Below are 14175 nucleotides of genomic sequence, written 5' to 3'. Positions count from 1 at the left end.
CCTGGAGCAATCTTTGAGACGCGCGAAAATCGTCGCCACCCTGGGCCCCGCCACCTCCACCTATGAGACGGTGCGCGCACTGATCGATGCGGGGGTGGACGTCGCCCGCCTGAACCTCAGCCACGGTGACTACTCCGTGCACGAGAACAACTACGCCAACGTGCGTCGTGCGGCCGACGACGCCGGCCGTGCCGTCGCGATCCTCGTCGACCTGCAGGGACCGAAGATCCGCCTCGGCAAGTTCGAGGGCGGCCCGTACGAGCTCGCCAAGGGCGACATCTTCAAGATCACCACCGAGGACATCATCGGGAACAAGGAGATCTCCGGAACCACGTTCAAGGGACTGCCGAACGACGTCAAGCCGGGAGACTTCCTCCTGATCGACGACGGCAAGGTCCGCGTGGAGGTCGTCGAGACCGACGGCGTCACGGTCACCACCCGGGTCGTCGTCGCCGGCGCCGTGTCCAACAACAAGGGCATCAACCTGCCCGGCGTCGCGGTCAACGTGCCCGCTCTGAGCGAGAAGGACGAGGAGGACCTGCGCTGGGGTCTGCGCATCGGCGCCGACCTGATCGCCCTGTCCTTCGTGCGCAACGCCGCCGACGTGACCCGTGTGCACGAGATCATGGCCGAAGAGGGCGTCAAGGTCCCCGTGATCGCCAAGGTCGAGAAGCCGCAGGCCGTCGACGCGCTCGAGGAGATCGTCGACGCCTTCGACGCGATCATGGTCGCCCGTGGCGACCTCGGTGTGGAGCTGCCGCTCGAGGCCGTGCCGATCGTGCAGAAGCGCGCCGTGGAGCTGGCCCGTCGCAACGCGAAGCCGGTCATCGTCGCGACGCAGATGCTCGAGTCCATGATCAACAGCCCGGTCCCAACGCGTGCGGAGACCTCGGACGTCGCCAACGCCGTCCTCGACGGCGCGGACGCCGTGATGCTGTCCGGCGAGACCAGCGTCGGGGACTATCCGGTCGTGGTCGTCGAGACCATGGCCCGCATCATCGAGTCGACCGAGGAGCACGGGCTCGAGCGCATCCTGCCGCTCACCACGAAGCCGCGCACCCAGGGTGGCGCGATCACTCTGGCGGCGCTCGAGGTCGCCGAGTTCGTCGATGCCAAGTTCCTGTGCGTGTTCACCCAGTCGGGGGACTCGGCTCGTCGTCTCTCGCGCCTGCGGTCGCGCATCCCGATGATCGCCTTCACGCCCGAGCCGGACATCCGCCGCCGCATGGCGCTCACCTGGGGCATCCGCTCCACGCTGGTCGAGATGGTGCAGCACACCGACCTCATGTACCACCAGGTGGACGACTACCTGCTGCAGAACGGTCTCGCCGAGGAAGGGGACAAGGTCGTCGTGATCTCCGGATCCCCTCCCGGCATCGTCGGCTCGACGAACGACCTCCGCGTGCACAAGGTCGGCGACGCCATCCGTGGCGCGGCGCCGATCTACAAGGCGGGCGTCTGACGCGATGCGTCCGGAGGGGCGGGGCTTCGGCTCCGCCCCTCTGTCGTACCCGGAGGGTCGCGTCAACCCGCTCCCGCGCGTCGTCCGCTTCGGGTAGCTTTCCCGTCATGCCCTCTCGCCGCCAGGTCGTCGTCTCCGGACTCACGTTCGCGCTGACCGAGAGCTCGCGTCCCTGGGGTTCGACGGCGCCGGCGATCGTGCTGGTGCACGGCATCGGGATGTCGCACCGCTACCTCACCCGACTGCATCGCGAGCTCGCGCGGGAGACCAGGGTCGTGTCGGTGGATCTGCCGGGGTTCGGCGGCCTCCCGAAGCCGCCTGCCGACCTCGATGTCGTGCGCATGGCCGCCGGCCTGGCGGAGGTGGTCGCCGGGCTGGGGGAGGAGCAGCTGGTGCTCGTCGGACACTCGATGGGCGCTCAGTGGGTCGTGGAGACCGCGTCGCAGCGACCGGAGAAGGTGCGCGCAGTCGTCCTGATCGGCCCCGTCGTCGACGATCGGCATCGCACGATCGGGGCGCAGGCGCGGGCTCTGGCCATCGACACGCTCGGGGAGTCGCCGCGGATCAACACGCTCGTGTTCACCGACTACCTGCGCTGCGGTCCGCGCTGGTACCTGCTGCAGGTGCGCCACATGCTCGCCTATCCGCTGAAGCTCCGGCTCCGTTCGCTCCCGATGCCGGTGCTGGTGATGCGCGGGGGAGCCGATCCCGTGGCCGGTCGGGCGTGGTGCCGGTCGCTGCGCGATGCCGCGGGGGTGGGGCGCCTCATCGAGATCCCCGGTCATCACCACGTGGTGCAGGAGTCCGCCCCGAAGACGGTGGCGGCCGCGATCCGGACCCATACGGACGGGATGTGGCCCGCGTCGGCTGAGGCGGGCGGGACCCGACGGGGGAGGACGACATCGAACTCCTGAGACGACTCGCCTGGTGGGCGGCCGACTACGCCTATGCCGGCTACTGGCAGGTGCGGGCCGTGTTCGACCGGACGGACCCCGGAACCTTCTCGACAGGCACGGCGGCGGACATCGTCGTGCTTCCCGGCGTGTACGAGACGTGGAAGTTCCTGCAGCCCCTGGTGACCGCCATGCACGCGCGCGGACACGCCGTGCACGTCGTCGACGCCCTGCGCCGCAACCAGCGCCCCGTGGTCGACATGGCTCAGAGCGTCACCGAGTTCCTGGAGGAGCACGACCTCACCGACGTGATCCTCGTCGCGCACAGCAAGGGCGGACTCGCCGGCAAGCTCGTCATGACCGGACCGGCCGGAGCGCGCGTGCGTGCGATGCTCGCGGTCGCCACGCCGTTCGGCGGCTCCCGGTATGCGCGTCTGATGCTTTCCCGGACTCTGCGCGCCTTCTCACCTGACGACCCGTCGATCGTGGGCCTGGCTCGGCAGCGCACCGTCAACGAGCGGATCGTGTCGATCTACGCCGAGTTCGATCCGCACATCCCCGAGGGGAGCGAGCTGCCGGGGGCGAAGAACGTCCGGCTGGAGACCGGAGGGCATTTCCGCATCCTCGCGAATCCCCGGGTCCTCGCGGAGCTGGCGGTTCTCGCGGAGCAGTGATGGACGCGACGGCACTGGTGCCGGCGGTGGGACTCGAACCCACACGCCCTTTCGGACAAAGCATTTTGAGTGCTCCGCGTCTGCCATTCCGCCACGCCGGCTCGTGTGTCGCGTCTACGACTGTAGCGCAGGGGACGAACAGGATCCTGCGCGTGGCGCGGTCTACGGCCCGCTGACAGGCGGCTCCACTAGGATGGTCCTGTGACAGAGCACGAAGAGCAGGCCGAACAGCCCACGTCATCCGCACCCCGACGCGTCGTCGTCGCCGAGGACGAGTCGCTGATCCGTCTCGACATCGTCGAGATCCTCCGCGACAACGGCTTCGATGTCGTCGGTGAGGCCGGTGACGGAGAGACGGCCGTGGCGCTGGCGACCGAGCTGCGCCCCGACCTCGTCATCATGGACGTCAAGATGCCCCAGCTGGACGGCATCAGCGCCGCCGAGAAGCTGCACAAGGGCAACATCGCCCCGGTCGTGCTGCTGACGGCGTTCAGCCAGAAGGAGCTCGTCGAGCGTGCGAGCGAGGCCGGTGCGCTGGCTTACGTCGTGAAGCCGTTCACGCCGAACGACCTCCTCCCCGCCATCGAGATCGCGCTGGCCCGCCACGAGCAGATCATCACGCTCGAGGCCGAGGTCGCCGACATGGTCGAGCGCTTCGAGACCCGCAAGCTCGTCGATCGGGCCAAGGGCCTGCTGAACGAGAAGATGGGTCTCAGCGAGCCCGAGGCGTTCCGCTGGATCCAGAAGGCGTCCATGGACCGCCGCCTGACGATGCAGGACGTCGCGAAGGCGATCATCGAGCAGCTCGCGCCCAAGAAGTAGAGCGGTGCTGCGGCTCGACGCGGAGCACGTCCTGCGGCCGGTCCGCGCCGGAGACGGTGCGGCCCTCGCGCGGGCGTACCTCGCGAATCGCGAGCACCTCGCTCCCTGGGAGCCCACGAGGGACGAGAGCTTCTTCACCGAGGCGTCGCAGGAGCGGCACGTCCAGCAGTGCGTGATCGATGCAGCCGCGGGGCGCGGTGCGCGCTTCGTGATCGAGTCCGACGACGGCGAGATCCGCGGACGGATGAATCTCAACAACATCGTGCGCGGGGCCTTCTGGAGCGCTGACCTCGGCTATTGGATCGACCGCACCAGGACCCGGCGCGGGCTCGCGGGTCGTGCGGTCGCCCTCGTCGCCGCACACGCGCGCGAGGAGCTCGGGCTGCACCGCCTGCAGGCCTCGACGCTCCTGCACAACCTGGCCTCGCAGCGGGTGCTCGCCGCGAACGGCTTCGAGCGCATCGGCCTCGCACCGAAGTACCTGCGCATCGCCGGGGAGTGGCAGGACCATCTGCTGTTCCAGCTGCTGCTGGAGGAGCCGCTCAGCTCCCGGCGGGAAGGTCCTTGATCATGTTGGTGATCCGGATCGTGGAGCAGCGACGGCCCTGATCGTCGGTCACGACGATCTCGTGCACCGTGATGCTCCGCCCGAGGTGGACGGGCGTGCAGACGCCGGTCACGACTCCGGAGGTCGCGGAGCGGGTGTGCGTGGCGTTGATGTCGACGCCGACCGCGAGGCGTCCTTCGCCGGCGTGCAGGTTCGCCGCCATCGATCCGAGCGACTCGCCCAGCACCACATACGCACCGCCGTGCATCAGTCCGACCGGCTGGGTGTTGCCCTCGACCGGCATGGTCGCCACACAGCGGTCGACGCTGAACTCGACGAACTGCATGCCCATCTTCTCGGCCAGCGCGCCCATCCCGCGGGCCGTGGCCCAGTCGAGTCCTTCGCTCGTCGCGACGTCGCTCATGCATCCTCCTCAGCGGGTGTCTGTCGTCCTCGTTAGGCTGACAGGGTGACGGACTCCGCAAAGCCTACCCTCATGGTCGTCGACGGCCATTCGCTCGCCTACCGTGCGTTCTTCGCCCTTCCGGTGGAGAACTTCACGACGAAGGACAACCAGCACACGAACGCCATCTACGGCTTCCTGTCGATGCTGGTGAACCTCATCAAGGCCGAGCAGCCGACGCACATGGCGATCGCGTTCGACACCTCGCGCCATTCGTTCCGCACCGACGAGTACCCCGAGTACAAGGCGACGCGCTCCGAGACGCCCCAGGAGTTCCGCGGTCAGATCCCGCTGCTCCAGGACTGCCTCGCGGCCATGTCGATCCCGGTCCTCACGAAGGAGGGCATCGAGGCCGACGACATCCTCGCGACCCTGGCGTCGCAGGGCGCGGAGCAGGGGTATGACGTGCTGGTCGTCTCCGGAGACCGCGACACCATCCAGCTCGTGAACGACGAGGTCACGCTGCTCTACCCGTCGGTGCAGGGCGTCTCCCAGCTCAAGCGCTACGACCCCGCCACCGTCCAGGAGCGCTACGGCGTGCGGCCGGAGCAGTACCCCGACATCGCGGCTCTCGTCGGCGAGACCAGCGACAACCTCCCCGGTGTGCCGAAGGTCGGAGAGAAGACGGCGGTCAAATGGCTGACGCAGTTCGGCTCCCTCGACGAGCTCCTCGACCGGGCGGAGGAGATCAAGGGCGTCGTCGGCGGCAACCTCCGCGACCACATCGACGACGTGCGCCGCAACCGCAAGCTCAACCGACTGCTCACCGACGTGGAGCTGCCCGTCGCCCCCGGCGACCTCGCCGTCGCGCCGATCGATCCGCAGGCCGTTCGGGACATCTTCGCCCGCCTCGAGTTCCGCACCCTGCTTCCGCGGGTGTTCGAAGCCGTCGGCGCCGGAGAGGTCGCGGACGACCCGGCCTCCGTGGTCGTGCTGCCGGTGCCGGTCGAGGTGTCGGCGGCGGATCTCGCGACGTGGGCGACCGCTCAGGAGGGCGAGGTGGCGGTGCGACTGACGACGCAGGGCGGCGCTCCGGCGCGGATCGGCGTCGCGACCCTGACGGAGCTGCGCGAAGCCGCCTGGGACGCGGCCGCACCGGAGGCGCTGCGCGCGTGGATCGGATCCGCGAAGCCGAAGGTCCTGCACGACGCGAAACCGCAGGTGAAGGCGCTGCTGCGTCAGGGCATCCGCTTCGGCGGACTCGCCTACGACACGAGCCTCGCCGGATGGCTGCTGCGGCCGAGCTTCCCGGACAAGACCCTCGCCGACCTGGTCGAGCGTTACCTGGGGGAGAAGCTCCCCGTCGCCGACCCTTCGCAGCTCGTCCCCGAGACGGAAGGCGCCACGCCCTCTCAGGAGGCCTGGTTCGCCCTGCGCGTCGCGGAAGCCCTGCGCGAGGACATCCCCGAGTCCGTCGCCACGGTGCTCGACGAGATCGAGCTGCCGACGCTGCTCACTCTCGCGGACATGGAGATCGCGGGCGTCGCGGTGTCGCACGAGGTGCTCTCGACGTTCTCCGGCGAGCTCGCCGCCCGCGCCGACGTGCTCGCGCAGGAGGCTTTCTCCGTCGTCGGTCGCGAGTTCAACCTGGGCTCTCCGAAGCAGCTGCAGGAGGTGCTGTTCGAAGACCTCCAGCTCCCCAAGACGCGCAAGACGAAGACGGGTTACTCGACCGACGCGGCGGTGCTGGCGGACCTGCAGGAGAGCCACCCGCACCCGTTCCTGAGCCTGCTGCTGCAGCACCGTGAGGCCACCAAGCTGCGCCAGATCATCGAGTCCCTCGATACGGCCATCGGCGACGATCACCGGGTGCACACGACGTACGTCCAGACCGGGAGTCAGACCGGACGACTCTCGAGCACCGACCCGAACCTGCAGAACATCCCCGTGCGCACCGAGGAGTCCCGCCGCATCCGCAGCGCGTTCGAGGTCGGCGAGGGGTACGAGACGCTCCTGACGGCGGACTACTCCCAGATCGAGATGCGCATCATGGCGCACCTGTCCGGCGATGAGGGACTGATCGAGGCGTTCAACAGCGGCGAGGACCTGCATCGGTTCGTCGGTGCGCGTGTGTTCGGCGTGGAGCCGGGCGATGTGACCCCCGCGATGCGCACCAAGGTCAAGGCGATGTCGTACGGCCTCGTCTACGGGCTCTCGGCGTTCGGTCTGTCGAAGCAGCTGCGCATCGAACAGTCGGAGGCCAAGCAGCTGATGGTGGAGTACTTCGCCCGATTCGGCGCGGTGCGCGATTACCTGCGGGCGTCCGTGATGAAGGCGAAGGAGGTCGGGTACACCGAGACCATCTTCGGGCGTCGTCGTCCGTTCCCGGACCTGGCGAGCCCGAACCGGGTGCTGCGTGAGAACGCCGAGCGTGCGGCGCTGAACGCGCCGATCCAGGGCAGCGCGGCCGACATCATGAAGATCGCTCTGCTGCACATCCACGACGATCTCCGGTCGCAGGAACTGTCCTCGCGCGTGCTCCTGCAGATCCACGATGAACTCGTCGTCGAGGTCGCACCGGGGGAGTGGGACGCGACCGAGCGCATCGTGCGTGAGCGCATGGGGGACGCGGCGACGCTCTCCGTTCCGCTCGACGTGCAGGTGGGACGCGGACGCGACTGGAACGAAGCGGCGCACTGACCTCCCGTGCCGGGAGGGGCCGGGGATTAGGCTGAAGGTTATGACTTCAGCTCCCCGCACCCCCTCCGCGATCGACGCCGTCGCCGATGAATGGGTCGACACCATCGCGGTTCTGGCGCCCACGCTCGGCACCTACATCGGCCGCGACGAGGTCAACGACCGCTTCGGCGACCTCAGCCCCGCCGGGCACGAGGAGATCGCCGCGGCGACGCGGGCGACGCTCGACAAGCTGTCCGCGCTGGAGCCCGTCGACGCCATCGACGAGGTGACCAAGACCGACCTGAGCGCTGAGCTCCGCCTGGACCTCGAGCTGCACGAGGCGAAGTGGCACCTGCGCGACCTCAACGTCATCGCTTCAGCCGCTCAGGATGTCCGTTCCGCGTTCGACCTGATGCCGACGGCCACGGTCGAGGACTGGGACGTGATCGCCACGCGTCTGGCGGCCGTCCCCGACGCCCTCCGGGGATACGTCGAGACGCTCCGGACCGGGATCGCCGAGGGCGTCACGCCCGCGCGCCGCCAGGTCACCGAGGTGGCGCTGCAGATCGACCGGTACACAGCCGACGACGGCTTCTTCGCCGCCTTCGTCGCGCACGCGGACCCGGAGGAGGGACAGCTGCCGGCGTCGCTCGCACGGACTCTCGCCGACAACTCGGCAGCCGCTCGCGTCGCCTACGGCGAGCTGCGTCGCTTCCTCGCCGAGGAGCTGGCTCCCGTCGCCGGAGAGGTCGACGCCGTCGGGCGCGAGCTCTACGCCCTGAACTCGCGCCGGTTCCTCGGAGCGACGATCGACCTGGACGAGACCTACGAATGGGGTCGCGAGGAGCTCGCCCGTATGGTGGCTGAGCAGACCGCCATCGCGAATGAGATCCTGCCCGGCGCCTCTGTCGAGGAGGCTGTGGCGCACCTCGAGGCGGATCCCGCCCGCAAGCTCGTCGGCACCGACGCGCTGCAGAAGTGGATGCAGGAGACGAGCGACCGGGCTGTCGCCGAGCTCGCCGCCTCGCACTTCGACATCCCCGAGGCGATCCGGACGATCGAGTGCATGATCGCTCCCACCCAGGAGGGCGGGATCTACTACACGGGTCCGACGGACGACTTCTCCCGCCCCGGGCGCATGTGGTGGTCCGTTCCGGAGGGCGTCACCGAGTTCGACACCTGGCGCGAGTTGACGACCGTGTACCACGAGGGCGTCCCCGGGCATCACCTGCAGATCGCCCAGGCCGTGTACAACCGCGCGGAGCTCAACTCGTGGCGCCGACTGCTCGCCGGCACCTCGGGCCACGCCGAGGGCTGGGCCCTCTACGCCGAGCGGCTGATGGAGCAGCTGGGCTACCTCGATGATCCGGCCGACCGCCTCGGCATGCTCGACGGACAGCGGATGCGCGCGGCCAGGGTCGTGCTCGACATCGGAGTGCACCTCGGCAAGCCGCGTCTGGACGGCACCGGTGTCTGGGACGCGGAGTACGCGCTCGACTTCATGCGTCGCAACGTCAACATGTCGGACCAGTTCGTGCAGTTCGAGGTGAACCGCTACCTCGGCTGGCCCGGACAGGCGCCGTCGTACAAGGTCGGCCAGCGCATCTGGGAGCAGGTCCGTGACGAGGTGCGCACGGCCGAAGGTGAGGCGTTCTCCTTCAAGGACTTCCACAAGCGCGCGCTCGACATGGGCGGTGTGGGCCTGGACACCCTGCGGACGGCGTTGCTGCCGCGCTGACGGGAATGCCGCCCGGCTGCGCGGTGTTCATTCACCTGAATAGGAAAGGGATGACATGAGCATCGAATTCGGGCTGGACACCTTCGGCGACATCACCCGGGACGCGGACGGAGAGCTGCTCACCGGGGCGCAGACGATCCGCAACATCGTGGCGCAGGCGGAGCTCGCGGACACGGTCGGCGTGGACTTCTTCGGAGTGGGGGAGCACCACCGTCCGGAGTTCGCCGTCTCCGCGCCGGAGATGGTGCTCGCGGCGATCGCGGCCCGCACCGAGCACATCCGGCTCGGCACCGCGGTGACCGTGCTGTCGTCCGACGACCCCGTGCGGGTGTTCGAGCGGTTCTCCACCTTGGACGCGCTGTCGAACGGGCGCGCCGAGGTCGTGCTCGGACGAGGGTCGTTCATCGAGTCGTTCCCCCTGTTCGGGTACGACCTCCGGGACTACGAAGCGCTGTTCGAGCAGAAGCTCGAGCTGTTCGTCGAGCTCCTCAAGGAGGAGCCGGTCACGTGGTCCGGCTCGATGCGCGCCTCGCTCGAGAACGCGAACGTCTTCCCCAAGACGGAGAACGGCCTGCGCACCTGGGTGGGCGTCGGCGGAAGCCCGGAGTCTGTCGTGCGTGTGGCACGTCACGGTCTGGGACTGATGCTCGCGATCATCGGCGGTCCGGCCGGCCGGTTCAAGCCGTTCGTCGACCTGTATCACCGCTCGGTCGCCTCGTTCGGCACCACAGCGCATCCCGTGGCGGTGCACTCTCCCGGTCACATCGCCGACACCGACGCGGAGGCGTGGGACCAGGCGTACTCGGGGTTCGAGGCCATGAACAACACCATCGGGCGCGAGCGCGGCTGGCCGGTCTACAGTCGAGCGCGGTTCCAGAACGACGTCGGCCCCGAAGGTGCCATCTACTCCGGGTCTCCCGATCGCGTCGCGACGAAGATCGCGGACACGATCACGACGCTCGGGCTCGGTCGCTTCGACCTCAAGTACGCCACGGGCACGCTGTCGCACGACTCGATGATGCGCAGCATCGAGCTGTACGGCACCGAGGTCATCCCTCGCGTACGGAAGCTCCTCGCAGACCGCGACTGAGCCGTCACGAGGCGGAGGGCGGTGTCGGCGCGGCTCTACGATGAGGAGCATGGTCGATACCGCCCTGCCGAGCCGTTCGTCGCTGTCCGAGCGGCTGGATGTGCTGCCGTTCACGCGCCGTCATCTCCGCCTGCTCAGCGGCTCCGGTGTGGGGTGGGCGCTCGATGCGATGGACGTCGGCCTCATCTCCTTCATCATCGCCGCGCTCACCCAGCAGTGGGATCTGTCCAAGAGCGAGGCCGGGTGGATCGCCTCCGTCGGCTTCATCGGGATGGCGATCGGTGCGACGCTCGGCGGTCTGCTCGCCGACCGTTTCGGGCGACGTCAGGTGTTCGCCCTCACGCTGCTCATCTACGGTGTTGCGACCGGCGCCAGCGCGCTCGTCGGAGGGGTTGCCGCGCTGCTCGTGCTGCGGTTCCTCGTCGGGCTCGGTCTCGGCGCCGAGCTGCCCGTCGCCTCGACCTACGTCAGCGAGTTCGCCCCGGCCCGCATCCGCGGTCGGCTGATCGTCGTCCTGGAGGCCTTCTGGGCGCTCGGGTGGACCGCTGCCGCCGTGATCGGATTCCTCGTGATCCCCGCATCGGACGACGGCTGGCGCTGGGCGTTCGCCCTGGGGGCCATCCCGGCCGTGTACGCCCTGTTCGTGCGGTGGCGGATGCCCGAGTCGCCGCGGTGGCTCGCCTCCCGCGGTCGCATCGCCGAAGCCGACCTCATCGTATCGGCGTTCGAGGCCGACGCCCGCGTGGCGACCGCACCCGCGATCCGCAGAGAGCCGGCGTCCCGGGCCATCGCCGTCACGGCCCGCGCCCGACTCGCGACGCTGTGGAATGCGGAGTTCCGCGTGCGCACGATGTGCCTCTGGCTCGTCTGGTTGGGGGTGAACTTCGCATACTACGGAGCGTTCATCTGGATCCCGAGCATCCTCGTCGACGCGGGCTTCGACCTGGTGCGCTCCTTCGGCTTCACCCTGATCATCACGCTCGCCCAGCTGCCGGGATACGCGGTCGCCGCCTGGCTGATCGAGATCTGGGGGAGACGGGTCACCCTGTCGGTGTTCCTCCTCGGCTCCGCCGTCGCGGCCGTCGTCTTTGGCACCGCGTCGACGGAGGGAGCGATCATCGGCGCCGGGATGGCGCTGTCGTTCTTCAACCTCGGTGCGTGGGGCGCGCTGTACGCGGTCACGCCGGAGATCTACCCCACCTCGCTCCGCGGCACCGGTGCAGGGTGGGCAGCCGGGGTCGGCCGGATCGCGTCGATCGTCGCCCCGCTCTCCGTGCCGGTCCTGCTCGGGGTCGGCGGCGCTCCGCTGCTGTTCGCCGTGTTCGGCTGCTGCTTCCTGGTGGCGGCTGCGGCGGCCTGGGGACTCGTCGACCGGGGCGGGGCGGCGCTCGACGATCGGTGACGGCCACGACGCTCCGACGGCAATAGGCTGGCACGATGGCAGATGTGCGGTTCGTGGCGATCGGAGACTCGTTCACGGAGGGTGTCGGCGACGTCCTCCCCGACGGACGGGAGCGCGGGTGGGCAGACCTCGCCGCACAGGGATGGGCGGATGCCGCCGGGCACCCGATCCAGTACGCGAACCTGGCGATCCGCGGAAAGCTCGCCTGGCCCATCGTCGAGCAGCAGCTGGAACCGGCGCTCGCTCTGCGCCCGACGCATCTCTCCTTCAACGGCGGCGGCAATGACATGCTGCGTCCGCGCACCGATGTGGAGCACATCGCCGATGCCTTCAGTCGTGTGCTCAGGCGGTGCGATGAGGAGGGCGTCACGATGATCCTGCTCTCGGGCGCGAACCCGAGCGGTCAGCTGCCGATGGGATCCCTGGTCCAGCGGAGAGGCGACCTCCTCTCGGATGCCGTGCTGCGGCGTATCGAGGATCGCCCTGATGTGATCCGCGCCCTCAATTGGCCCGATCGGGAACTCGCCCGCGGCGCGTACTGGTCCGAGGACCGTCTGCACATGAATGCGGCGGGTCATCATCGGGTCGCCGCGCGCGTGCTGCACGCGCTGGGCTTCGAGCCGCCGGAGAACTGGTGGGCGCCGAGCGACCGGCTCGGTGCCGGGCCGTCCGGACTCGCGTACTACCGGGAGTTCGTCGGTCCCTGGGTCCGTCGGCGCGTGACGCGCACCTCGTCCGGCGATGGCCGGACAGCGAAGTTCCCGACCTGGGTCGAGCGGGTTCCGTCGTGACCCGCGGCGCTCGGGACAGGAGCGCGACGGCGTGACCGACTTCGAGATGGCGCGCATCCCCGCGGGGAAGCTGACGCTGCGTGACGCACGTCGTTCCGCACAGCGCGAGGTCGTTCTCGAAGCCTTCGAGATCGGGGTGTACCCCGTCACCGAGGAGCAGTTCGCCGAGATCCTCGGCGTGCCCGCCCGGTACCCGGACCGGCCGGCAGCGGACGTGAGCTGGCTGCGCGCCGTGCACTTCTGCAACGCGGCTTCGGAGTGGGAGGGGCTCGATCGCGTCTACCTGTTCGACGGCGAGGACGTGAGCTGGGACACGACGGCCGACGGCTATCGACTTCCCACCGAGGCCGAGTGGGAGTACGCCTGCCGGGCGGGATCGACCGGTCCGCACTATGCACCCCTCGCCGACGCGGCCTGGACCGCCGCGGACGGCGTCGGCGCACCCCAGAACGTCGGAGGGAAGCTGCCCAATCTGCACGGCCTGTTCGACACGCTCGGCAATGTCTGGGAGTGGTGCTGGGACCTTCTGGATCCTGCCCGCTACGACGACTACCGCGTCTTCCGCGGCGGTGGATTCGCCGATGACGCGTGGAGCGTTCGGGCCTCGGTCCGACGCGGGGGAGCGCCGCGCATGCACCACGAGGACCTCGGCCTCCGCCTCGCCCGGGGCGGGTTCGACACGGAGGACGCCGCACAGGGCTGGTCCGCCTGGACGGACAGGGAACGCGGCGCATACGACGGACCGCTTCCGTCCGGCTGGACGCCACGAGGGCGGTGACGGTCGCGGGCGGTGCTTTTGGTTCGCGCCTTATGCGGATGGAAGACTGAGACGGTGTCTTCCGCGTACTCACTCATCGTGTCTCAGGGGCGGGTCGCCGACCGCACCGATGGAGCTCTCGTCGGCGCCCGCCGCACGGCCGACGCGCTGTCGGACCTGCTGTCGATCGAAGCCCGCGTCGTGGGGACCCCGAAGGCTGGCCGCGTGGATGACTGGTCGGTCGCCCTCCCGGAGGCTGCCGAGACGCTGAACGGGCTGCGGGCCGCCGTGGCGGAGGCGATCACGGCCGATTCGACGCCGCTGCTCGTCACCAACACCTGCGCCGCGAGCCTCGGCACCCTGCCGACGGTGGCAGAGCGGCATCCCGATGCGGTGGTGCTCTGGATCGATGCGCACGGCGACTTCAACACCCCGGAGACGACCGAGTCGGGGTATCTCGGCGGAATGGTGCTCGCGGCAGCGTGCGGCCTGTGGGACAGTGGCCACGGAGCGGGTATCGATCCCCGTCAGGTCGCGGTGGTGGGCGGTCGTGACATCGATCCGGCCGAGGCGGAGCTGCTGTCGGACGCCGGTGTGACGGTGCTCAGCCCCGCGGAGAGCACTCCTGAACGCGTCCTCGAGTTCGTCGCAGGGCGGCCCGTGTGGATCCACGTCGACTGGGACGTGCTCGAGCCCGGGTTCATCCCCGCGGCGTATCGCGTCGGCGACGGGCTGCTCCCGCACCAGATCGCCGCCATCTTCGCTGCGCTTCCTCTGGCGAGCGTGCGCGGCGTGGAGCTGGCCGAGTTCGAGGCGGGCGACGCCGACGTGCCGGAGCGCGTCAGCGTGGAGCTCATCATCGAGACGGTCCAGCACCTCCTGCACTGAGCGGGAGTCCGCTCGCGGATCTGCAGGCC

Annotated in this window: 13 protein-coding genes and 1 tRNA gene; 12 read left to right on the top strand and 2 right to left on the bottom strand. The window is 69.3% G+C overall.

The window, feature by feature from the left end; translation table 11 throughout:
- Positions 1-13: 13 nt before the first annotated feature.
- The 3 genes from pyk (at position 14) to CSX12_RS08795 (ending at position 3029) form a co-directional block, all read left to right on the top strand.
- A complete protein-coding gene (gene pyk, locus CSX12_RS08805; protein WP_017202130.1) occupies positions 14-1462 on the top strand; it encodes a pyruvate kinase in 1449 nt (482 codons plus the stop codon).
- 107 nt (positions 1463-1569) lie between these two features.
- The gene (locus tag CSX12_RS08800; RefSeq protein ID WP_124895542.1) at positions 1570-2376 is read left to right on the top strand and encodes an alpha/beta hydrolase; all 807 of its coding nucleotides are present in this window, start codon (positions 1570-1572) and stop codon (positions 2374-2376) included.
- A gap of 59 nt (positions 2377-2435) precedes the next feature.
- Entirely contained in the window at positions 2436-3029 is a 594-nt protein-coding gene (locus tag CSX12_RS08795) for an alpha/beta hydrolase (protein WP_241160593.1), read from the top strand.
- A gap of 15 nt (positions 3030-3044) precedes the next feature.
- On the opposite strand, the gene CSX12_RS08790 is transcribed toward CSX12_RS08795, so the two are convergent.
- Positions 3045-3130: transfer RNA gene (locus CSX12_RS08790), tRNA-Leu, on the bottom strand.
- A 100-nt stretch (positions 3131-3230) separates the two neighbouring features.
- Between CSX12_RS08790 and CSX12_RS08785 the strand changes: the two genes are divergently transcribed.
- Together CSX12_RS08785 and CSX12_RS08780 are read left to right on the top strand one after the other, a co-directional pair.
- Entirely contained in the window at positions 3231-3851 is a 621-nt protein-coding gene (locus CSX12_RS08785; RefSeq protein WP_017202127.1) for a response regulator, read from the top strand.
- 4 nt (positions 3852-3855) lie between these two features.
- Positions 3856-4419, top strand: a complete 564-nt coding sequence (locus CSX12_RS08780) for a GNAT family protein (RefSeq protein ID WP_124895540.1) — start codon at positions 3856-3858, stop codon at positions 4417-4419.
- Here the strand turns inward: CSX12_RS08780 and CSX12_RS08775 are convergent.
- A complete protein-coding gene (locus CSX12_RS08775; RefSeq protein ID WP_017202125.1) occupies positions 4394-4822 on the bottom strand; it encodes a hotdog fold thioesterase in 429 nt (142 codons plus the stop codon). The genes CSX12_RS08780 and CSX12_RS08775 overlap by 26 nt on opposite strands.
- Before the next feature lie 45 nt (positions 4823-4867).
- Here CSX12_RS08775 and polA point away from each other — a divergent pair, with 45 nt between their 5' ends.
- Genes polA through CSX12_RS08740 form a run of 7 tightly spaced genes read left to right on the top strand, consistent with a single transcriptional unit; the run spans position 4868 to position 14146 of the window.
- The gene (polA, locus tag CSX12_RS08770; RefSeq protein ID WP_206427148.1) at positions 4868-7501 is read left to right on the top strand and encodes a DNA polymerase I; all 2634 of its coding nucleotides are present in this window, start codon (positions 4868-4870) and stop codon (positions 7499-7501) included.
- 40 nt (positions 7502-7541) lie between these two features.
- Positions 7542-9218, top strand: coding sequence for a DUF885 domain-containing protein (locus CSX12_RS08765; RefSeq protein WP_124895539.1), 1677 nt, complete (start codon positions 7542-7544; stop codon positions 9216-9218).
- Between the two features lie 55 nt (positions 9219-9273).
- The gene (locus CSX12_RS08760; RefSeq protein WP_124895538.1) at positions 9274-10308 is read left to right on the top strand and encodes an LLM class flavin-dependent oxidoreductase; all 1035 of its coding nucleotides are present in this window, start codon (positions 9274-9276) and stop codon (positions 10306-10308) included.
- Between the two features lie 49 nt (positions 10309-10357).
- Positions 10358-11710, top strand: coding sequence for an MFS transporter (locus tag CSX12_RS08755; protein WP_124895537.1), 1353 nt, complete (start codon positions 10358-10360; stop codon positions 11708-11710).
- A 35-nt stretch (positions 11711-11745) separates the two neighbouring features.
- The gene (locus CSX12_RS08750) at positions 11746-12501 is read left to right on the top strand and encodes an SGNH/GDSL hydrolase family protein (RefSeq protein ID WP_192576754.1); all 756 of its coding nucleotides are present in this window, start codon (positions 11746-11748) and stop codon (positions 12499-12501) included.
- A 31-nt stretch (positions 12502-12532) separates the two neighbouring features.
- The gene (locus CSX12_RS08745; RefSeq protein WP_026049714.1) at positions 12533-13279 is read left to right on the top strand and encodes an SUMF1/EgtB/PvdO family nonheme iron enzyme; all 747 of its coding nucleotides are present in this window, start codon (positions 12533-12535) and stop codon (positions 13277-13279) included.
- Positions 13280-13333: 54 nt separating this feature from the next.
- Positions 13334-14146 (top strand): arginase family protein, encoded by an 813-nt coding sequence (locus CSX12_RS08740; protein WP_124895536.1) that lies wholly within the window; start codon positions 13334-13336, stop codon positions 14144-14146.
- The last annotated feature ends 29 nt before the right edge of the window (positions 14147-14175 follow it).

The sequence above is a fragment of the Microbacterium sp. Y-01 genome (genome assembly GCF_003856715.1).
GTDB lineage: Bacteria > Actinomycetota > Actinomycetes > Actinomycetales > Microbacteriaceae > Microbacterium > Microbacterium algeriense.
This window is presented reverse-complemented; position numbering and strand designations above follow the sequence as displayed.